We start from the raw sequence: 20260 nt of genomic DNA on the forward strand, positions 1-20260 counted from the left end.
GGAGAGGAACACCTCATGGCTGATGTGACGACCCGCCTGCGCGGATCGATCGCCCCGCTGGTGACACCGTTCGACACGGACGGCGCACTGGATCTGCCCACGCTCGGCCGCCTGATCGAACACCACGTCGACGCCGGGAGCCACGGCGTCTCCGTCACCGGCACGACCGGCGAGCCCGGCGCGCTGACCCTCGATGAACGCCTCCGGATGATCGACGCGGCTTCCGAAGCCCTGGACGGCAGGCTGCCGTTCGTACCCGGCACCGGGACCCACCAGCTCCCGGACACCATCACGATCACCAGGCGAGCCGCCGACGCAGGCGCCGACGCAGCACTCGTCATCGTGCCGTACTACGCCCGGCCCACCCAGGACGGTCTCTACGCGTGGTACAGCGACCTCGCAGCCGCCGTCGACATCCCGATCCTGATCTACAACATCCCGTCCCGCACCGGCGTGGAGATCGCGCCGGAGACGGTGGGACGGCTGTGGCGCGAGGTACCGAACATCGTCGGCATGAAAGAGGCGAGCCCGGACTTCGCCCACGCGAACTTCGTGCTCCGCGAGACCGGACCGGAGTTCCTGCTGTTCTCCGGCCTCGAGGCGCTGTGCTTCCCGCTGCTGGCCATCGGCGGAGCCGGCTTCATCAGCGTCACCGCGAACCTCGTGCCCCAAGAGATCGCCCGGCTCTACGACGCCGTCGCCGAAGGTGAATGGGACGAGGCACGCGACCTGCACTTCCGGCTGCTCGACCTCAATGACGTGGTACTGACCGAGACCAATCCGACCGCGGTCAAGTGGCTGATGTCCGAGGCCGGGACGATCGGGCCGACGCTGCGTGCCCCGCTCGTACCGCTGTCGGAAGCGGGCAGGCGAAAAGTTCGCACGGCAGCCGAATCCTGGGGCCTGCTGGAGGACGCCCGATGACGACCACGACGAACTGGACCCCGTTACCTGCCGAAGTCGCGGGTTTGTTCGCCACCGTGAGCACGGCGACGGTGGCCAGCCAACTGCTGAAACGAGGCCTGCGCGATCAATTCCTCGCGGGGGTGCACCCGCTGCGTCCCGGGCAGCGCATGGTCGGCGCCGCGTGGACACTGCGGACGATCCCCTCGCGGGAGGACCTCGACGGCCTGCTGCCCGGCACCCGCCCCACCGCAGGGTTGTCGCTGTTCGACGCGATCGAGTCAACCCCAGCTGGAGCCGTTCTCGTCGTGGACGGGCACGGGCAAGCGCGCACCGCCACCGGCGGGGACATCCTTGCCGAGCGGCTACGGGTGCGAGGCGCCTGCGGCCTCGTCACCGACGCCGGCTTGCGCGACGTTGCGGGCCTCGCTGAGACCGGGCTGCCGTGCTACTCGGCCGGGGCCACCGCCAACGTCAGCAGGGCATACCTGCGCGTGCTCGAACAGGACGTGCCGATCGGCTGCGGCGACGTCGCCGTCTACCCAGGCGACGTCCTAGTCGGCGACGACGACGGAGTCATCGTGGTGCCGAGGGAGTACGCCGAGACCGTAGCCGCCGACGCCGCAGACCAGGAAGGGCTCGAGCGGTTCATCGGCGAGAAGGTGCGTGCAGGTGCGTCGTTGCGCGGCCTGTACCCGGCCTCCGCCGAACTGCTGGCCGAGTACCGCGCGACAGCAGACGGGAACAACAGGGACATGGAGCCGCGCCGATGACCACGGTCCTCCCCGGCTCGCTGACACCCGAGCAAACCTACCGCCTGCTCACCGGCGTCGTCGTGCCGCGCCCGATCGCATGGGTAAGCACATTGTCGGCCGACGGCGTCGTGAACCTGGCCCCGTTCAGCTGCTTCACCTTCGTCTCCAACTCCCCACCGATGCTCGGGATCAACGTCGGGCGCAAAGCCGGACAACGCAAAGACACCGGGCGCAACATCCACGATCGAGGCGAGTACGTCGTGCACATCCCCGACGAATCGATGATCGAGGCGGTCCACCTGAGTGCGATCGAACACCCGCCCACCACGAGCGAAATCAAGGTGCTCGGACTCGAGACCACCGACTCCGAACTGGTCACCGTGCCCAGATTGACGTGCGCCGCGATCGCGCTCGAATGCAGGCTGCACTCGGTCACCGCATACGGCCATACCGGAGCGGAATTCATCGTCGGTGAGGTCGTCGCCTTTCACATGCGCGAGGGCCTCCTCCGCAACGGCAAGATCAACACCACGGAGCTGGCACCCATCGCCCGCCTCGGCGGACCCAACTATGCCGGCCTCGGCACCGTCACCACGATAACCGCCATCGAACAAACACCGAAATCCATCATGGCCGAGGCAGCCCCACCACCACGACGACCACCCACCCAGTGAACGGCCCCGGAACCGCCCGATCCCACCGGAGATGGTTGGCTCCAGAGGCCGACCACCGCCTCCATCGGCGGTTCCGGGGCGAAGATCATGCCCATGGAATGGGTCCCTGCGATACCGACACGAGCAGGCCCGCAAGCCGTTGACGGGACGAGCCGGCGCGGAAGGTACGCCGAGCAACTTTGTCATCGCGCACAAACCGGTACGCGGCTCGGAACGCACGTGGCCAACATCGACCTGCCGATGGCCACCGCCATGGCCGATCTGAGGCTGCTCGCGCAGCGAGAGATGGTCACGAGAAAGGAAACCGCAACCAGCTGGTTTTGATCACGCCCCCCCCCGGAGCGCCGACCGCCGACCGCCGACGGCCCCGCCTAATCACCAAGCGCTGCCGCGGAACCGCGACGGTAGAGTTGTTCATCGCGCTCTCGGTACGCCGAAGCTTCACGCCTAGCGGCCCGACAACGATGCGACCGGCTGGGCGAGCCACGCACCGAAAAATGGCTGCGCTGACAGGCGGCGAATGCGTTACTGGTTGCGGAACTTGTCGTTTCCAGATCGTACTGTGCTGGAGTGTAGCTGATCGCGCTGAGCTGCGACGACGACCTTCGTGGAGCGTGTCCCATCGTGGTTCGCAGGGCCTCGACGAGGGCCATAAACAATGGCCCTGCCGCGCAGGGACGAGCCCTATGCCCGGCGCATGTAGTGATCTTGAAGGTAGTCGCTGGCGTCCGCGACTGCCGCAACCACGACCGCGATGGCAGACGATCTCACGCTGGCCCTGGCCGGACGATCAGCGGACGGTCCACATAACCATGGCCCGCCTGCGACTCTCCGTGAGCGAGATCTTGCGCCGTCGCTTTGCTGCTTGAGAGGAGGAGGCGTCGCGCGGTGTTCCCTAACACCCATTTTGGCGATCTGCTGGCGAAAATATTCGCGACTCCAGCACACCGCAGTGCCGAGCTAGCTGTTCCGCCCTGCTTGGGTTGCACGGCGGAACCACTGCTCGGTCTCATCGGTCCACCCCTGCTCGGCGGGCAGAACCCCGAGGTTTGACTGGCGGGCCGCCAGGCGCATGGCCGGCGCATGGCTCGGTCACACCCGCCCTGGCATGAGGCTTTGGTGGGCCTAACTAGGACTAGATTGAGCGATGTTTGAAGGTGGAACAGGGGCTCATAATCAGTTCGTATGAGCGACCTTATTTCGCTGACAGATGTGGCGATCAACCGTCTCGCGAATGGCGTCCCGCTACCTGCGCCTGAAGACTGGACTGTAACCGCTAGTGCATGTGGTGACATCGGTGATTGGGAGCTCGAGACATGATAAAGATCAAGGCCTATTTGGCCACGCTACTCGGCTATTTGCTGCACTTCTGGGGCATGGCCAAGATCGCATTGCGCCTCCTTCGCAAGGTCGTCCAGGACGTGTTCGGAGCTCGTGCGTCGAGGCGTCACGGCAAGCGCAGGTCTACCCGCCGGTCGAAGGCCCACGAGCGGAGGATGGTGCTTTTGCGGCGCACGGGCATGGTGGCAGCAGGGAGCGCAGCAGCGGCTGCCATGGCGTACGTCGCTTACCGTCTGGTGCGTTCGTCGAAGGAACCAGAGGAACGTCCTCTCGGCGGGGAACAAACCCCCGAAGAAGCCGAAGCATCGACTGGCGAAGGCGCTCGGCCGGCCGAGAAGACGTTCCCACCCGAGGACGCCATCCCGGCTGCCCGGGCAGCTGAAACGACCGGTGCCGGTAAGCGAGGTCGAGGCTCAAGGAGGCTGGCCCGGCTTCGTGGCTCCCATTAATGGGGGCGACTGCTGATCTTTGCTGGATCCACTATCGACCAGCGATGCCGAGACACCCACATGATCACGGTGCGGGTGCCAAGGCAGGCGGGCGGTGATGCCTCTGCGGAGAGAACCCCGCAAAAGCCAAGCATCGAGTGGGTGCACTGCTGTCGGCGGCCGATGCCCCGGCAGTGCTGCCTAGGAGCGTCGTTGCAGGAACGGTTGGTTGGCGCTCAAACTCAGGACCGACGGCCTTCTGACGGCGCGCTCGCGACGCGTGCTGCGGCATTACGGCCAGAGTGAACGGGTGACGGACCAGGCCGGATGCTGCGATTCTTCGCCGGCCTCGAACGCCGTGATCCGTATGGGTGTCAGGACGATGTTGAGGCACGAGACTACGTCGGGAACCGGTGATCTGAGTGCACCGTTGGTTGCACCACCTTGGAAGCACCGACGATTTCATGTCGGCGTACCGTCAGTTCGCGGTGATTCAGGATGCGGAAGTAGGTGGTGGGCATCGGATGAGGACCCGCAGCAGCTGGGCACCTCAGCGACACCACGCCGTGCTACTTCTCGACGACGGTGACCTTGGCTGTTTCTCGTGGCGGTGCTTGTTCGGGTAGTTCCACACTCCCGCCTTGGTGAGTGCGTGTCTCGCGAATCATGTCGCGCATCTCGCTCAAGAGCAGGGCTTGAGCCATCGTCGCCCAGTACAGTGCCTCATCCTTCGGTTTGATCTGTTCGGCGGCTGCCCGCGCCCGGGCAAGAGCTTGGTCTGGATCAGTCACGATCTTGCTGGTCTTCTTCTCCTTGGTCATGACCACGTCCTACCCACCGCTGCGATCATCAACACACTGACCGTTGCCTGAGCTCGGCGGAGCCCTGGACGGGGTGATCGGCGCGCTGCTGCAGCTTGGGAACATCTCGTTGCACACCTGCGCGGATTCCTCGGGACTCAGCGTGATCGGGGCTACGGCGTCGGTGCCGGGGCCTGCTGCGCGGACGCGATCGGCGCGCCGATCGCCATTACCAGCGCGGGACAGCTTCCGGTGATCGCGATGCGACGGTTCCAGGTGGAGATACACATGAGGGCTCCGTAAGTTGTTAGGCGGCCCAGGAGGGCCAGGTGTGGCTAATGGGTTCTTGCATCGATTCGCCTCGGATGGAGCCGGTGCCGGCCCGCAGCAGGCCTGTGACGCGCATCCGAGCCTCTGGTAGAACCCGATGGATGAGCATTCCCATCGGCGGCGAGCCTAGGACGGTATTCGTCTCGGACGCTTTGCAGGCGCGTCTGGACGGCTACCGGGAACAGCGCGCTGGCTGGACCACGACGTCGGTGGTGTTCGCGGCCCTCGAGGACCTCCGCGGAGATCTTGCCGAGTTGCTGCGCACCGCTCGGGTGCGTCAGGCGTCGCCGTTTGCGGAGTCGGACGGGCAAGTGCGCTACCTGGGGGCGGGGCCGGTGCAGATTCGGATCCGGCCTTCGCCTGTTCAGGCGGAGGTGCTGGAGCAGGTTTCCGTCGAGCTCGGTGTGCCGGTGGCGGCGTGGGTGCCTGTGCTGCTCAATGGTTACCTGCCCGGGCGCAAGGAACCGGAGAACATGCCCTGGCTCGTACTGGATGAGAGGTAGAAGACCCTGGCGTGAACGCGCCCCGGGGCAAGGGCCGGTGGTGAGGCACAATGCGGTCGTGCGTCACCGCGACCGGGATCCGCAGGGCCGCGCCCGTAATGCCCGCCCTCGGGACGGGCTCGGGCGTCCGCTGCCGTACGGCAGCCCCGGGGTTGAGCGCATCGATGAGGAGCTCGTCCTCACTCCGCAGGAGAGCCTGGAGCTGGCTCAGCGGCTGCTCGATGAGGGCCGACCGTTCCACGCGCACGAAGTGCTCGAGGCCGCCTGGAAGAACAGCCCCGCAGGCGAGCGCATGCTGTGGAAGGGTCTCGCTCAACTCGCGGTCGGCCTCACTCACGTCAGGCGGGGCAACCCCGTCGGGGCGGTGGCACTGCTGCACCGGGCAGGCGAGCACCTCCAGCCCTACGCCGAGCATCCCCCGCATGGCGTGGCCGCGGACCACCTCATCCGTGCTGTCGCCGACCTATGCGACCGGATCGAACGAGACGGTCCGCCAGGGATCGCAGACCAGCAGCTGTCCCCACCGCTACGCACCACCACCGGCTGAGTAGAACAGCGACTCCACCGGAGATCTCTGTCCGTTTCGCGGCACGGTCAAGGCTGCAGTTATTGATCCGAATGGCAAACATGTGATGTTAAATTTAAGCGGCGTAGCGGACCTCGGGTTTGCCGAAGTAGGAGCGGATCAGGTCGGGCAGCTTCTGGATTCGGTGGAGGAAGGAACGGACTGCGTGTTCCAGCTCGGCAGGGGTTTGCGGGGCTGCGTTGGTGGAAACGGCGCGTTTGAGATCGGCATTGAGGATCTCGCCGGGGTTCAGCTCGGGGCTGTATCCGGGCAGGAAGTGCATCTCGATCGCCTCGGCGTTGCGGGCGATCCATTGCTGGACGGTCTTGCGGCGGTGGACGGGGTGTCCGTCGACGATCAGGTGGAGCTTGCGGCCCAGATGGTCGACCAGTCGGTCCAGGAAAGGGATGAACACGCCGGCGTTGAACGACCCGGTGTAGACGGTGAAGTACAGCTCGCCCTTGTTGCCGATGGCGCACATGGCGTTCACGCTGAACCGCTTGCCGGTCTTGCCGACCACCGGGGTCTTACCCGCCGGGGCCCAGGTGGCGCCGACGGCGGCGTCGGAGCGGATCCCGGTCTGGTCCAGCCACAGGATCATGGCAGCGCGGGCGAACCTGAGGTCAGTGTTCACGGTGCACATACGACACGGCCACAGAGGGCGCGACGCACGTTGTCGCCCCAAGCACGTCTGCGGAGCATGGGACCACCGCGCATAACGCCGGGATGCTCGAGCATCCGGATCAGCGGGTAACCCTTCTGTCAGGAGCGCTCATGCCCATACCGATCAGAGCCGCCGTGCTGGAGCAGCCCGGCGAACCGCTTCGCATCCGCGACGTCCTCCTCGACGACCCGCTCGATCACGAGGTCGTCGTGCACACCGACCGAGTCGGGCTGTGCCACAGCGACCTGCACTACTTATTGATCGGGAACTTATAGGTGTGATCTTCGTTGTTCTGGCATGATCGCTGGTGTGCGGGACGCGCGGAGGTTGTCGCCTGAGGCGCAGGAGGATTTGCGGCGCAGGGTGGTCGCTGCTGTTCATGGTGGGATGAGTCAGGTCGAGGCGGCCCGGGTGTTCGCGGTGGCCCCGCAGTCGGTGTCCAGATGGGTGCAGGCGTGGCGGAAACGTGGCTCGAAGGGTCTCACCGGGCGTCGCCGGGGTCGCAAGCCCGGCGAGCAGAAAGCGTTGAGTGCCCGCCGGCAGCGCAAGCTGCGGTATGCGGTGGCCGAGCACACCCCGGCCACGTTCGGGCTGACCGGCCTGGTGTGGACCCGCAAGACAGTGGCCGAGCTGATCCGGGTGCGCCACGGCATCGTGTTGAACCTGCGCACCGTCGGCAACTACCTGCGTTCCTGGGGATTGTCGCCGCAGAAACCGATCCGCAAGGCCTACGAACAGGACCCCGAGTCCGTACGCCGATGGCTGGAGGAGGACTACCTGGCCATCGCCGCCCGCGCCCGCCGCGAGGGCGCACTGATCCTGTGGCTGGACCAGACCGGGATCCGCTCCGACGCCACCGTAGCCCGCACCTGGGCACCGGCGGGCCAGACACCGGTGGTGGGCAAAACGGGCAAACGATTCAGCGTGAAAGCGATGTGCGCGATCGGGAACAAAGGCGAGCTGTACTTCACCGTCTACACCGGCTCGTTCAACGGCAAGGTGTTCCTGTCGTTCCTGGACCGGCTGACCCGCCATCTGGACCGCAAGGTCCACCTGATCGTTGACGGACACCCCGTCCACCGCCGCAAGACTATCCAGCAATGGATCACCAAGCACGCTGAGGCGATCGCGATGCACTTCCTGCCGGGATACAGCCCCGAACTCAACCCCGACGAGATACTCAATGCCGACCTCAAACGCACCGTTTCCACCAGCACAGCCCCCAAAACCCGCGCCGAGTTGAAACAAGCGGTCCGCTCCTTCCTCCACCGGCTCCAGAAGCTGCCCGACCGAGTTCGCTCCTACTTCGGCAAACCCGAAGTTCGCTACGCCGCCTAACATCACACATTTGCCACCCGGATCAATAAAGGGGGCGCTGTCCATCAGCACGCCCGCCGTTCTGGGGCACGAAGTGGTCGGCGTCGTCGAGCGGGTGGGAAGCGCCGTCACGCGTGTGGCCCAGGGCGACCGCGTTGTCACGACCATCACCCCTTCCTGCGGGCTCTGCGCCTTCTGCATGGGCGGGCGTCCCACTCAATGCGCGCGAGTCAGCGAGACGCGTCGCCTGGACCGGCCGAAGCTGATCAAGCACGACGGAACCGCGGTCGAAGCGCTCGGGAGCATCGGCGCCTTCGCCGAAGCGTTCCTGGTAGGCGAAGAATCCCTGGCGAAGGTCTCCACGAGGATTCCGTCCAGCGCCGCCTGCCTCCTCGGTTGCTGCGTGACCACCGGAGTCGGCGCTGCTGTGCACGGTGCTCAGATCACTCCCCAGGACACCGTCGCCGTGATCGGATGCGGCGGGATCGGCATCGCCGCCATCCAGGGCGCCCGGATCGCCGGAGCCCGGCGCATCGTGGCTATCGACGCGGTCGCGGACAAGCTCGACCTCGCTCGCAAGTTCGGCGCCACCGACGTCGTTCGGGCCGGCCGGGATGCGGGGGCGACCGCAGACGAAGTGCGGGAAATCCTTCCCGGAGGGGTCAACCACGCGATCGAAGCGGTCGGCCGGCCGCAGACAGCCGAGCTCGCCTTCAACATCCTCACGCCGACCGGAACGGCCACCATTCTCGGATTGATGCCGGAAGGAGAGCGGCTCAGCATCCCGGCGGACGCCCTGGTGTGCGGCGACCGGGTTCTCCAGGGCGCCTACATGGGGGCGAACCGGTTCCTCAGCGACGTCGAGATGTTCACCGACCACTACATCGCCGGCCGCCTGGACCTCGACTCCATGGTCACCGCCGAGCTGCCGTTCGACCAGATCAACGAGGGTTTCACGGCCATGGCCGATCCGACCGCGGTCCGCATCATCCTTCGTCTCAACCAGGAGGAGAAATGACCCGAACACTGACTCGCGCCGAGACCACCAGCGCGGTTGGCACCCGCCTGGCCCATCGGCGCTACGTGGACTTCAGCCGCGCCCACTACGCGGGCAACCTGGTGGACGGCGGCTACGTCATGGGGCTGTTCAGCGACATCGCCACTGACCTGTGCCTGCACCTGGACGGAGACGAGGGTTTGTTCGCCTCGTACTCGGAGGTCACCTTCCACGCACCGCTGCGAGCCGGAGACGTGCTCGAGGTGACGGCCACCGTCGCCCGGGTGGGCAACCGGAGCAGGACCGTGAAGTTCGCGGCTCATGTACTCGCTCGATCCGCACCGGAGAACGGCCCCTCCGCGGGCCGGGTACTCGACGAACCAGTGCTGGTCGTGTCCGCAACAGGAACCGTCTTCGTCCCGGGTACAGGTTCGTGACATGGACTCGCTGCTTCAGGCACCTCCGCAAGACTTGAGTTGGCCGCAGCTGCTCGCCCACCACGCGGAACAGCGTCCCCGACAGCCCTTTCTGCGATCCACCACGACCACTGTGGACTACGCCGATGCCTGCAGCCGCGTCGAGTCATACGCATCCGGGATGCGCGCGGCGGGAATCGAGCCTGGCGACCGCGTGGCGCTGTTCATGGCCAACAGCGTCGAGCACGTGCTGATCTGGCTGGCTCTCAACCGCGTGGGCGCCGTCAACGTTCCGCTCAACACCGCGCTTTCCGGCAGCTTGCTTGCCCGCGCCGTGGAGCTCGTGCGGCCTGCAGCAGTGGTCTCCGACGCCGAGCTCGCCCCCGTGCTGGATGAGGTCGTCGACGCCGCGATGCCGTTCTTCGCTCACCAGCCCGCTGAATCGCCGACCACTGACGAGAACAGCCGCCATCGCAGCATCGCAGATCTGCACGGTGAGGGGCCTGTGGTGCCGCCCCCGATTGACCGGTTGGCACCGGCCACGATGCTGTTCACCTCCGGATCGACCGGCGTGCCCAAGGCTTGCGTACTCTCCCACCACTACTTGGTGCGGCAGGGTCAGATTCACGCCAAATACCTCGGCTTCCGCTCGGACGACGTGCTTTACACGCCGTTTCCCCTCTTCCACATCGATGCCGCAACGCTGACCGTGGGTGCTGCGCTCGCAACAGGCGCCACGGCTGCGCTGGGCACGAGGTTCTCCGCATCCCGGTTCTGGGACGAGGTGCGCGCCTGCGGAGCCACCGTCTTCAACTTCATGGGAGCGACGGCCAACATCCTGTGGAAACAGCCGCCGAGCGACCGGGACCGCGATCATCGGGTCCGGTTGGCATGGGGCGTGCCGATGCCGGCGTGCGAACCGGGGTGGGAGGAGCGCTTCGGTCACCGATTGGTCGAGGTCTACGGACTCACCGACGCGGGCGTTCCGGCCTACCAGCCGCTCGACGAGGCCAGGCAGCCGGGTTCATGCGGCCGGGTCGTTCCGGAATACCACGTCCGAATCGCCGACGCGGCGGGCAATCGGGTGGCGGCGGGCACGGAGGGCGAGATCCTGATCCGCTCCGACGAGCCCGGCCTGGTGATGAACGAATACTTCGCGATGCCGGAGGCCACCGATAAGGCGTTCCGCGACGGCTGGTTCCACACCGGCGATATCGGCAGGCTCGACGAAAAGGGCAACCTCTACTTCGTCACCCGGAGCAAAGAAGTCATCCGGCGGCGCGGCGAGAACATCGCCGCGATCGACGTGGAAGCGGGGGTCGACGCCCACCCCGCCGTGCGGGAGTCGGCGGCGGTGGGCGTCCCCAGCGAGCTGTCGGAGGACGACATCAAGGTCTTCGTCGTTCGCCAGGCCGACATGCCCCTCACTGCCCGGGACGTGGTCGAGCATTGCGAGCGGACGCTGCCCCGTCACATGGTGCCCCGGTACGTCGAGATCGTCTCCGAGCTGCCCAAGACCCCCACCGAGAAGATCGAACGTTCGTCTCTGGCCGCCCGTCCCCTCACCTCGACCACCTGGGACGACCGGAGCAGACCGCACACCGCAGGAAGGGCACGCCATGACCTCGGCTGAACATCACACACGTCCTCCCCGAGCACAGGTCGATCTGATCGGCGGTCACTGGTCCGCGCCCGCCGAGAAGCTCACCGGTTCCCTGGACGACCCCAACACCGGCGAGACCCGCCAGCCCCAGCTCGCCACATCGAGCCACAACGTCGAACGAGCACTGGCGGCGGCCACGGACCTCCACACCAGCGGTAAATGGGCGAACGCACCGCTGGAGGACAGGGTGCGCCTGCTCGACGCACTTGCGGCCGGCCTCGCGGACAGGATCGACGACATCGCCTACGAAGACGCGATGTCCACCGGCAACCCGCTCCACGTCGCGACGGAGACGGCTTCGGCCCTCGCACCGCGCGTGAACTCGGCGCGGGACCAACTCCTCGAAATCGGTGAATCGAGCATGCTCCCGGCCGCAGGACGGGAGGTCCGGTTGTTGCGGCGGCCGCTCGGCCCCGCTGTCGTCATCGGACCCTGGAACGCACCGACCTTCGTCTCCGTTGCCAAGCTGGCGAGCGCCCTCGCTGCGGGCTGTCCCGTGATCCTCAAGCCCTCGGAGTGGGCTCCAGGAGGGTGCCAAATCGTCGCCGAGATCCTCGCGGACGCACTCGACGAGCTGGGCCTGCCTGCGGCGACGTTCCAGCTCGTGCATGGCGCGGCCGCTGTCGGATCGCAGCTCGTCTCCGATCCGCGGGTCAAGGCGGTCACATTCACCGGCGGTGGCACGGGCGGCCGCGCCGTCGCGGCAGCGAGCCCCGAATTTCACCGCACTCCAGCTCGAACTGGGCGGACACAACCCTGCTGTGGTCCGCCCCGACGCCGATATCGCCGGAACCGCGGCCGCGCTGGCAGAGGGCATGACCAAGCTCAACGGACAGTGGTGCGAGGCCCCCGGCAAGATCCTCGTGCCCGAGGACCTGCACGACGACCTGGTGGACGCGCTCCTGGGCCAGCTCGGAAAGCTCCACATCGGACACTGCCTCGACGACACCACCGACGTCGGTCCGCTCGCCTACTCCGCGCACCAGGCGCACCTCCAGCAACGCGTTGACGACCTGGTCCAGCACGGCGGCAAGGCACTGACGAGTGCACCCCTCCCGGCGCTCGGCGGCTGGTTCTTCCCCCCGACCATCGTCGTCGGCCTCCCCGCCGAGAAGTCAGAGTTCGAACTGTTCGGCCCGGCCGTGACCGTGCACTCGGTGGGCTCTGTCGAGGAAGCCCTGGCGGCTGCCAGCGGACCGGAGACCGGGCTCGCCGGCTTCGTGTTCGGCAGCGACCTCGACGCCGCGCTGGACACCGCTGCCCGGATCCCGGCCGGCGAAATCCGCATCAACGGCTGCAAACTCGCGGACTTGGCCGACGGCTCCGAACAGACCTTCTGGAACAACGCCGGAATCGGCGGACACGGCCCCTTCGACATGGTGCGGTTCTTCCAAGGCAGCCGAATCATCGGCGTGGACGATCCCGGACTTCCGATCTGACCGGAACCACCTCCCCCGGCTCAGTTGCCACCGTGCCGCGTGAGCGCGTGTAACCACGCCTAGATTAGCGCCGTCGCGAGGTTCGACAGCCCGGACGAGTAAGCCTCCTTCGGATTCTCCTGCCACCACGGCGCAACCGTGTCCTTGACCTGGTTCCAGTCGACGCTGACGTTGTTCGTGAGGTAGGCCCGCGGGCGCGGTGTCGGCGTTGCCATCGACCCGTTTCCCGGGGCCCCCTCCCGAACCCGGCGTATGTGTCTCCACATACCGGGCTCTCCACGTGCCTTACCCGCTGGTCAGCCGCTGATGTCGGCTGTCAGAGTCGGGGTCCATGGGGTCGGGATCTTGCTGCCGCGGTAGCGGTAGCGGGACACTGCGACGCTGGATGCGCCGGTAAACGCGACCCCGTTGTGGGCGAATCTCCATCCCTGGTCGCAGAAGCGACGGCGGAGTTCCTTCATCGATAGCGGGTTCTTGCCCGCGTACTTGCGACGTATCCAGCGCATCAGCCGATGCCACGCGTGGTTATCGACCGCGCTGAAGATCGCTTTGGATACTCCGTACCGATGGTAGTTTGCCCATCCCGCCAGTAGCCGGTTCAAGCTGGTGATCAGCTCGTCCAGCTTCATGTGGCGGGTCGACCTGTAGGTCTTCATCGATACCTTGTCCTTGACCGACTGGATGGCCTTCTTGGACGGCTTGGTATAGATGTAGTGCTTGCTCGTTCCCCTCTTCCGCTGCCTGCGAATGTGGAAGCCGAGGAAGTCGAAGCCCTCGTCGATGTGGACCACGCGGGTTTTCTCTGGTGCCAGCCCAGGGCTAAGGCAAGATCGCGCTGAGTGATCAACTCAGCTCGTAGGGTTGCCGGCCGGGTTGGCGTGCTGGGCCGGGAAATGGAGGATGGCCTCCTTCTGGGATCATGGAGATTGCGAAATAACCAAACTCCAGAAGAAGGCCATCCGTTGTCATTTTCTCATGGCTCGTCATGGGCGTCGTTTCCGGGTAGCGCCGGCGGTGACGATGCCGATCTGGCGGAACTGATGAAGTTGCTCGGCAAGGTGCCGGATCGCCGTAAGCGGAAGGGCCGCGTGTATAGTTTGGCGTTCATTCTCGCGGCGTCGTTGATCGCTGTGCTGGCGGGCGCGTCGGATTTCCGGCAGATCGCCGACCAGGTCGCCGATCTGCCGGCGTCGTTACTGCGGAAAATAGGTGGACGATGGTGCTGGTTCCGCGGCTTTTTCCGTGTCCCGGATACGTCCACGATCCGGCGCGCGCTGGAAGATGTCGATGTAGCGAAGCTGGAAGGACTGATCGGGCCGTGGCTGCTGCGTCATGCCCGGCCTATCCCGGGCGGCACGTTGCGGCTGGCTATCGACGGCAAAGTGCTGCGCGGTTCGTGGATCGGGGATCACGAGTCGTTCACGCTGTTCTCCGCGATGATCCACTGCGATGGTGTCACCGTCGCCCAAGTGGCCGTTCCTCCGGGAACCAACGAGATCACCCAGGTCACGGCCCTGCTCGACGGTGTCTCCCGCGGTGTGGACGGCCGTGTGGTGGTCACCATGGACGCCGCGCACACCCAGCGAGAGACCGCCGAATACATTGCCGGCGAACGCGGATTCGACTACGTCATGACAGTAAAGGGAAATCAAGCGGTGCTTAAGGAAAAGGTATTCGACCGCGTTCTTCCGCTCTTGCGGAAAACACCGCATCATGTCGTCGTCGATGACACCCACGGCCGGATACGCCGCTGGACTACCTGGATTACCGACGCCGGCGGAATCGATTTCCCACACGCGCGTTCCGTAGCCTGCGTCAAACGAGAAGAAACAACTTTTTCCGGAGAACTCGTCAGCAAAGAGCGCGCCTGGATCATCACCAGCCAGAACACCACCACAGTCACCGCCGAAGACCTACACGACCAAGTCCGCGACCACTGGGGAATAGAAAACAAAAGCCATCACGTCCGTGACACGACATACCACGAAGACGCACAACAAATCTATACCGGGACCGGTGCCCATATACTGGCAACATTACGGAATACCGCAATATCGATGCTTCGCATAACTGGACACAACGACATCCGCCGGACAACCGAATGGATCAGCAGGGACCGCACACGAACACTCCCCCTCCTGTCACTCCAAGTTGCAGGGCGCAACACACAGTGATCTTGCCTTTGCCCTGGGTGCCAGCCGCAGTCCCATGGGTGCGAGCACGGCTGACACCTCGTGGCGCAGTGCCTCGGCATGGTGCCGGTCGCCCGATACCATGAGGACGAAGTCATCCGCGAACCGGATGATTCTCCAGATTCCGTGGCCATTTCTTCTGCGCTTGTCCCGCTGCCGTTTAGTGCCCATATCCTGCTGCCATTGCTGGTCGAAGTATTCGTCCATTTCCGACAGTGCGATATTGGCGAGCAGCGGTGATAGAATCCCGCCTTGCGGGGTGCCGGTCAGCGTTTCTTCCCGATCTCCGGATACTGCCATGACTCCGGATTTCAGGAACGCCTTCACCAGTGCGCAGATGCGCTTGTCCTTGATTCTTGCTCGGAGGCGTTCTATTAGAGCCGTGTGGGATATTTCATCGAAACAGGCTTCAATGTCGGCCTCTAGCACCCAGTGATAGTTATTGGTGCCGAACATGTGAATCTCGGCTATCGCATCCTGTGCGCGCCGGTTTGGCCGGAACCCATATGAACACGGCTTGAAATCCGCCTCAAAGATGGGTTCGAGCACTGCTTTCAGGCTGGCCTGAACCACGCGGTCGGCGACGGTTGGGACGGTGGTTTCATAGTGCTCCTTTTGCAGACGTGTGTAGGGATTTCTGGATGGTGTGGGGGGGTCGGGTTGAAATTTGTTGTGATGCCGGGGTTTCTGGGTGTGAGTTTGGCAGGGGGTACCGACAATTTCGGGTGTTGTTCAGTGGCGGGTTCGGGGTTTGCTGCGGCGGGCGGCGGGGTTGAGGTGCCCGGAGGCGGCGATGCGGCGGTTGCAGGCGTGCTGGACCTGGCCGTTCCAGGGGATGCAGAGCCGGTTGCCGCTGCCGCGGTGCGCGTGGAGCTGACCGGTTTCGATCCAGTAGTAGATGACGCCGGTGCTGCAGCCGAGCCGTTCGGCGGCCTGGGCGACGCTGATCTCGCCCTCGGCGTAGGCCGCGGGGGCGGGGATGTGGTAGACGTGGCGGATCCACTGGACGGCTTTGATGTCGAACGGGCGCCCATGGCCGGTGGTGAGTCCGGCGGCATTGAGGATGTCGGCGAGCTCGGCGGTGGGGGTGGTCGGGCCGAGCCGGGTGACCATCTCGACTGCCGGTGAGGGGCTGCGTTTGGCGGTACCGGGGTGAACGGCGCGCGCCACCCGCAGTTCGTCGGTGGCGCCGGTGTGCCAGCGGATCCCGATGGCGACCTTGTCGTGGTCGGGTTCGGGCAGCAGGGTGATGTCGGCGATGAGGGTGCGCAGCAGCCGTTTGCGATCCTTGTTGCTGGTGGTGGGCGCGTGCCAGAGCCCGGGCAGGTCGGCAGTCAGCTGCTCCAGCTCGGCCCGGCCAGGCAGGGGCGGCTGCGTGTCGGTGGCGGCGGCCAGCGCCTGTTCGGCCTCGGCCAGGGCGGCGAGTTTGACTTCCCAGCGGGCCTCGAGGCTGCGGGCGACGAGCCGGTTTTCCGGCTCCACTGAGTGGAATGCGCGTTCGGCGCGGTCGGCGTCGTAGCGGGCGCGTTCGACGGCGAGCTCGGCGGCCCGGTTCACCCGCTGGTGCCGATCGGTGACCTGATCCGCGGCGGCGAGCGCGAGCGCGACCTCGGTGGGGTTCAATGCTGCCAATAGTTGTCCGACCACCGCATCGTCCACTGTGGATGATGCGACGGAGCGGCAGGTTGAGGTGGTGAGCCGGTCCGCGCGGGAGGAACACTCGTAGGAGGACCTGGAGTCGGTGTGGTAGTTGGTGCGCATCGGCTTGCCGCAGGACCCGCAGGTGATGATGCCCTGACACAGCGCCGAACCCTCGCGGGGTGGGCGGGCCCCGGCGTTGGTGCGGTTGGCCGCCAGTTTTGCTTCGTTGAGCAGAAACTGCTCCCAGGTGATGTAGCCGGGGTGGTGGTCTTTGATCAGCACCGGCCACTCGGCGCGCGGCCGCTCGACCAGTCCGGTGTGGACCGTTTCGTCGGGGTCGACCCGGCGGCGGGAGGTGTAGCGGCCGTGCACGTAGGCCCCGGCGTAGCCGGGGTTCTTCAGCACACCCAGCACGCGGGCGTGGGTGAGCTTGCCCCAGCGCAGCTGCCCGGCCCAGACCCCGCCGTAGGCGCGCAGCGGGAACCGCCGCTCGGTGAAGGCGGCCACCACCCCGTAGGCCGAGCCGGTCTGCTCGAACGCGGCGAACAGGTCACGGATCGCGGCCTGGACCTCGGCATCGGGGTCGATCACGACGTCGCCGGCCTCGTCGTAGACCAACCCGACCGGTAGCGGGGTGCGCAGCTCGCCGCGGGCGGCAGCAGCTTTCTTGGCCGCGTGCAGCCGCTGCGCCATCACGTGCAGCTCGACCTCGCCGATGGTGCTCTTCATGCCCAGCAGCATCCGGTCGTTGACATCGCCGGGGTCGTAGTTGCCGTCGGCGTCGATCAGCAGAGTCTTGGTGATCGCGGCGAACTCCATCAGCCGGGCCACCTCGGCATTCGAGCGGGCCAGCCGGGAGATCTCGATCCCGAAAATCGCTCCCACCTCGCCGGAACACACCCGGCCCACCAGCTCGGTGAACCCGGCCCGGACCACGCCCCACCGGCCCGAGACCCCCAGATCGGTGTCGATCACGACCACCTCGGCCCGTGCCCATCCCAGCCGCACCGCCTCCTCGACCAGCCCGTACTGGCGTGTGGTGGACTCGGTGTGCTCCCGCACCTGCGCCATCGACGACTGCCGTAGATAGACCACCGCCTGGCGCGAGCGGTGTTCGCTGGTGATCTTGCCGTCGCCGTTCACCATCGCCACCTCCGCGCAGCGCCGCCACCGTCATGTTCGCCAGCACCACCACCGCCTCGCCTCGAAAGGCCGAGGTCAACACGGCGGTCGGTGTGGCGGTCGTCATCGGCTATCGCAGCTCCCGCCGGGCCAGCAGCTCGGCATTGATGGCCGAAATCTCGGCCACCGCCGCCTCCACCTCGCCGCCGGTGTGCAGGTAGCGGCGCACCACCTCCACCAGCGTCGCTGGCACATACCGCAACCGCCCGCGGCCAGCGGTTTTCGGCGCGAAATACGCATACGGGCCGTGCGGCTCGCCGGCCGCGCAGCGGCAGTCCGGCTTGCCGCAGCGCCGGGTCTGCTCCACCAGCGACCCGGCCAGCAACCGCTCCGCATCCCCCAGACGAGCCACCAGCCTCCGCCGGCGTGCCAGCAACGCCCGCGTCGACAAGCCCGACAGATCGTTCTTGTGTCGATTCATCACACAAGATGATGCCAGCATCAGCCATGTCAATCAACAACTCCCAGCGCGCGTGTCACCGCGACCAGCGCGGCCAAACCCGCCGCCGATAACCGATGCTCTTGCGGCGGCTCACCGCGATCGGTCCACGCCTGCGGGACGGTGATCTGCCCGCTGACACCGCCGGAACACACGAACACCGTGTCCCCGGCCCGCCGCTTGACGTAGAGAACCCCCAGCCGCTGCCCCCTCAGCGGATGAAACGGATGTGTAACAACAACAAAACCCAAATCAGCACTGGACGACGCGGCAGTATGCCGCCTCCGTCGGAATACCCAGCTTGCGGAGTTTTCCGCTCGTTTTCGGTATCATCACCTGTCGCACTTCGACCGGCCGAAATTCGCCCGACTTCAACGAATTACGGATATGCTCCAGAAATGGCTCTACCCCGTACCAGGTCTCGATCCAGGCCACTGTGGCCTTGTCGATCCCTGGAGTCCGAGCCCCTGCGTTGGAGGCGACGCGTTCCCACGCATGCACCAGAAACGCCTGGTCATAGACGAGGTTGAACAGGTCGCCGAAGCGACGGGAAGGTTCTTCTCCCGCGCTGGCTAAGCCGCCCCCTCGCGGGGGCGGCTCGCCTACAGAACCGGACGTGAAACTTTCGCTTCATCCGGCTCCTCGATCATGTGGTTCTTGGCGTGAATACCTCGGCGATGTCGACTCGTTTGGTCTGGTCGCTGGTGTTGTCGCGGCAGTGCTGATGCAGGGCACGCATCCTCGTGAGGTCAGTCAGCCCGTTCCATTGGGGAGGGGCGAACTGTTTTATGGTGATGGTGTCCGCATCGGTGAACAGCAGTCGGCAGTGTGCGCACTTCCCTCGCTGGCGACGAAGCAGGATCGCCGTCCTGCTCGTCGTCAGCGGGTGGTCACGCAGCCTGTTGGCCCAGTAGACCAGGTTCCCGTCATAAGGGCTGGCGTGGCCGCGCACCTTCACGTGGCGCTTGATGGGAATGTCCGCGTGGACAGCGAGCCGCGGACCGTCCAGAGTGGCGAATTCCAGACGGCCTTGATCGCGTCGTCGCCAGTATTTCGCGAATACCCAGCCCGCGCTCTTCTTCGGGTGACGGCGGCCGGCCCAGTGCAGCAACGTCGAGAACAACCGGTAGTCACAGGAGGCGAAGACCTTCTTGGCGACCACCGTGCGGTAATACATCGACCAACCCCGGATCACCGGGTTGAGTGCGCTGATCAGCGCCTCGTGCGGCGCTGTCTTCCGCGTTCGGACGATGTCCCGCATGGCTCGATGATGCCGCTTGACGGAGTCCTTGCTGGGTTTGATGAGCGTCTTGATCACGGGCTGTTTCCGCCCGTCGCTACCTGGCCGATGTTCCTTGGTCACGTAGCGACGGATGTGGAAACCCAGAAACTCGAAACCGGCTGGCCCATCGAGAGCGAGGCGGGTGTGAGTGATCCTGGTCTTGGCCGCTTTCAGCCGCAACCCGATCCCGTTCAGCCATTGCTCCGCGATGTGCTGGGCCTTCTCGATCCCCGCACGGGTTGGATGCAGGACCACGAAGTCGTCGGCATAGACCACGACCTGAGGTCGGTCTCGGCTGCCGAACGCTGAGGTGATCACTGTTTCCAGACCGTGCAGGGCGATCAACGCCAGCAACGGTGAAATGACCCCACCTTGCGGGCTGCCCCGCCAGGTAGCCTCCAGAGCCTTGCCCTCCATGACCCCGGCGGTGAGCCATCCCTTGATCAGACGACGCAACTGGGGGAACGTGGCGAGTTTGGCCAGGAGTGGTTCATGCGCGATGTTGTCGAAGCATCCGGCGATGTCTGCATCTAGGACGTACTTGTCCTTCTTACAGGTCGCATCGAAGATCGCCGCAATTGCATCATGCGCTGAACGGGCCGGGCGGAAACCGTAGCTGTTCGGCTCAAACCTGGCTTCCCACTCGGGGTCCAGGGCCAGCTTCGCCAGTGCTTGAAGTGCCCGATCCAGCATGGAATACCCAGCGGGCGCTTCTCCGCCTTGCCGGGC

Annotated in this window: 20 protein-coding genes and 1 pseudogene; 11 read left to right on the forward strand and 10 right to left on the reverse strand. The window is 65.6% G+C overall.

From position 1 onward, the window contains the following. Positions 1–15: 15 nt before the first annotated feature. From dapA to DL519_RS12685, 3 genes are read left to right on the forward strand one after another with little or no spacing between them, the layout of a single operon-like run. Positions 16–924, forward strand: a complete 909-nt coding sequence (gene dapA / locus DL519_RS12675; RefSeq protein WP_190814911.1) for a 4-hydroxy-tetrahydrodipicolinate synthase — start codon at positions 16–18, stop codon at positions 922–924. Next, on the forward strand, positions 921–1676 hold the full coding sequence (locus DL519_RS12680; protein ID WP_190814913.1) for an RraA family protein: 756 nt from the start codon (positions 921–923) through the stop codon (positions 1674–1676). Before dapA ends, DL519_RS12680 begins: the two co-directional genes overlap by 4 nt. Next, positions 1673–2332 (forward strand): flavin reductase family protein, encoded by a 660-nt coding sequence (locus DL519_RS12685; RefSeq protein ID WP_190814915.1) that lies wholly within the window; start codon positions 1673–1675, stop codon positions 2330–2332. Before DL519_RS12680 ends, DL519_RS12685 begins: the two co-directional genes overlap by 4 nt. A 2338-nt stretch (positions 2333–4670) precedes the next feature. Here the strand turns inward: DL519_RS12685 and DL519_RS12690 are convergent. Beyond that, a complete protein-coding gene (locus tag DL519_RS12690; protein WP_190814917.1) occupies positions 4671–4922 on the reverse strand; it encodes a hypothetical protein in 252 nt (83 codons plus the stop codon). Between the two features lie 410 nt (positions 4923–5332). Here DL519_RS12690 and DL519_RS12695 point away from each other — a divergent pair, with 410 nt between their 5' ends. Continuing rightward, positions 5333–5734, forward strand: a complete 402-nt coding sequence (locus tag DL519_RS12695; RefSeq protein WP_190814919.1) for a hypothetical protein — start codon at positions 5333–5335, stop codon at positions 5732–5734. Positions 5735–5774: 40 nt separating this feature from the next. After that, positions 5775–6281: a DUF309 domain-containing protein gene (locus tag DL519_RS12700; RefSeq protein WP_223838876.1), complete on the forward strand. Its 507-nt coding sequence runs from the start codon at positions 5775–5777 to the stop codon at positions 6279–6281. 94 nt (positions 6282–6375) lie between these two features. Here DL519_RS12700 and DL519_RS12705 read toward each other — a convergent pair whose 3' ends face one another. Further along, complete coding sequence (locus DL519_RS12705; protein ID WP_190814922.1) at positions 6376–6933, reverse strand: IS630 family transposase; 558 nt, start codon at positions 6931–6933, stop codon at positions 6376–6378. A 128-nt stretch (positions 6934–7061) separates the two neighbouring features. Next, positions 7062–7202, reverse strand: coding sequence for a hypothetical protein (locus tag DL519_RS12710; RefSeq protein ID WP_190814924.1), 141 nt, complete (start codon positions 7200–7202; stop codon positions 7062–7064). A 58-nt stretch (positions 7203–7260) separates the two neighbouring features. Between DL519_RS12710 and DL519_RS12715 the strand changes: the two genes are divergently transcribed. From DL519_RS12715 to DL519_RS12735, 5 genes and pseudogenes are all read left to right on the forward strand, one after another. Continuing rightward, positions 7261–8301, forward strand: coding sequence for an IS630 family transposase (locus DL519_RS12715; protein WP_190814926.1), 1041 nt, complete (start codon positions 7261–7263; stop codon positions 8299–8301). Positions 8302–8311: 10 nt separating this feature from the next. Continuing rightward, positions 8312–9298, forward strand: coding sequence for a zinc-binding dehydrogenase (locus DL519_RS12720; RefSeq protein WP_223838878.1), 987 nt, complete (start codon positions 8312–8314; stop codon positions 9296–9298). After that, the gene (kal, locus tag DL519_RS12725) at positions 9295–9714 is read left to right on the forward strand and encodes a 3-aminobutyryl-CoA ammonia lyase (RefSeq protein WP_190814928.1); all 420 of its coding nucleotides are present in this window, start codon (positions 9295–9297) and stop codon (positions 9712–9714) included. The genes DL519_RS12720 and kal overlap by 4 nt, the downstream gene beginning before the upstream one ends. A 1-nt stretch (position 9715) precedes the next feature. Then, positions 9716–11326, forward strand: a complete 1611-nt coding sequence (locus DL519_RS12730) for an AMP-binding protein (protein WP_190814930.1) — start codon at positions 9716–9718, stop codon at positions 11324–11326. Beyond that, positions 11313–12795, forward strand: a pseudogene (locus tag DL519_RS12735) (aldehyde dehydrogenase family protein). Before DL519_RS12730 ends, DL519_RS12735 begins: the two are co-directional and overlap by 14 nt. A gap of 59 nt (positions 12796–12854) precedes the next feature. Here DL519_RS12735 and DL519_RS12740 read toward each other — a convergent pair. Beyond that, the gene (locus DL519_RS12740; RefSeq protein WP_190824614.1) at positions 12855–13010 is read right to left on the reverse strand and encodes a hypothetical protein; all 156 of its coding nucleotides are present in this window, start codon (positions 13008–13010) and stop codon (positions 12855–12857) included. A gap of 81 nt (positions 13011–13091) precedes the next feature. Further along, complete coding sequence (locus DL519_RS12745) at positions 13092–13586, reverse strand: group II intron maturase-specific domain-containing protein (RefSeq protein ID WP_223838880.1); 495 nt, start codon at positions 13584–13586, stop codon at positions 13092–13094. 48 nt (positions 13587–13634) lie between these two features. On the opposite strand from DL519_RS12745, the gene DL519_RS12750 reads away from it, so the two are divergent. Continuing rightward, positions 13635–14969, forward strand: a complete 1335-nt coding sequence (locus DL519_RS12750) for an ISAs1 family transposase (RefSeq protein ID WP_190814932.1) — start codon at positions 13635–13637, stop codon at positions 14967–14969. On the opposite strand, the gene DL519_RS12755 is transcribed toward DL519_RS12750, so the two are convergent. From DL519_RS12755 to DL519_RS48620, 5 genes are all read right to left on the reverse strand, one after another. After that, positions 14937–15707, reverse strand: a complete 771-nt coding sequence (locus DL519_RS12755) for a reverse transcriptase domain-containing protein (protein WP_190823946.1) — start codon at positions 15705–15707, stop codon at positions 14937–14939. The genes DL519_RS12750 and DL519_RS12755 overlap by 33 nt on opposite strands. Before the next feature lie 12 nt (positions 15708–15719). Next, entirely contained in the window at positions 15720–17774 is a 2055-nt protein-coding gene (locus DL519_RS12760; RefSeq protein ID WP_223838882.1) for a recombinase family protein, read from the reverse strand. Positions 17775–17880: 106 nt separating this feature from the next. Continuing rightward, complete coding sequence (locus tag DL519_RS12765; RefSeq protein ID WP_190813996.1) at positions 17881–18231, reverse strand: DUF6788 family protein; 351 nt, start codon at positions 18229–18231, stop codon at positions 17881–17883. Positions 18232–18260: 29 nt separating this feature from the next. Continuing rightward, positions 18261–18500, reverse strand: coding sequence for a DUF5372 family protein (locus DL519_RS49915; protein ID WP_190813994.1), 240 nt, complete (start codon positions 18498–18500; stop codon positions 18261–18263). A gap of 395 nt (positions 18501–18895) precedes the next feature. Next, positions 18896–20224, reverse strand: coding sequence for a reverse transcriptase domain-containing protein (locus DL519_RS48620; protein WP_263399634.1), 1329 nt, complete (start codon positions 20222–20224; stop codon positions 18896–18898). Between the last annotated feature and the right edge of the window lie 36 nt (positions 20225–20260).

The sequence above is a fragment of the Saccharopolyspora pogona genome, from assembly GCF_014697215.1.
Taxonomy (GTDB): domain Bacteria; phylum Actinomycetota; class Actinomycetes; order Mycobacteriales; family Pseudonocardiaceae; genus Saccharopolyspora; species Saccharopolyspora hattusasensis.

Bases quoted from the DNA above. Each gene is read 5' to 3' on its own strand.
- DL519_RS12715 (WP_190814926.1), top strand. From the start codon at position 7,261: ATGATCGCTGGTGTGCGGGACGCGCGGAGGTTGTCGCCTGAGGCGCAG.
- DL519_RS48620 (WP_263399634.1), bottom strand. From the start codon at position 20,224: ATGCTGGATCGGGCACTTCAAGCACTGGCGAAGCTGGCCCTGGACCCC.
- DL519_RS12685 (WP_190814915.1), top strand. From the start codon at position 1,673: ATGACCACGGTCCTCCCCGGCTCGCTGACACCCGAGCAAACCTACCGC.
- DL519_RS12760 (WP_223838882.1), bottom strand. From the start codon at position 17,774: ATGGTGAACGGCGACGGCAAGATCACCAGCGAACACCGCTCGCGCCAG.
- DL519_RS12690 (WP_190814917.1), bottom strand. From the start codon at position 4,922: ATGACCAAGGAGAAGAAGACCAGCAAGATCGTGACTGATCCAGACCAA.
- DL519_RS12680 (WP_190814913.1), top strand. From the start codon at position 921: ATGACGACCACGACGAACTGGACCCCGTTACCTGCCGAAGTCGCGGGT.
- kal (WP_190814928.1), top strand. From the start codon at position 9,295: ATGACCCGAACACTGACTCGCGCCGAGACCACCAGCGCGGTTGGCACC.
- DL519_RS12730 (WP_190814930.1), top strand. From the start codon at position 9,716: ATGGACTCGCTGCTTCAGGCACCTCCGCAAGACTTGAGTTGGCCGCAG.
- DL519_RS12695 (WP_190814919.1), top strand. From the start codon at position 5,333: ATGAGCATTCCCATCGGCGGCGAGCCTAGGACGGTATTCGTCTCGGAC.
- DL519_RS12740 (WP_190824614.1), bottom strand. From the start codon at position 13,010: ATGGCAACGCCGACACCGCGCCCGCGGGCCTACCTCACGAACAACGTC.
- DL519_RS12765 (WP_190813996.1), bottom strand. From the start codon at position 18,231: ATGAATCGACACAAGAACGATCTGTCGGGCTTGTCGACGCGGGCGTTG.
- dapA (WP_190814911.1), top strand. From the start codon at position 16: ATGGCTGATGTGACGACCCGCCTGCGCGGATCGATCGCCCCGCTGGTG.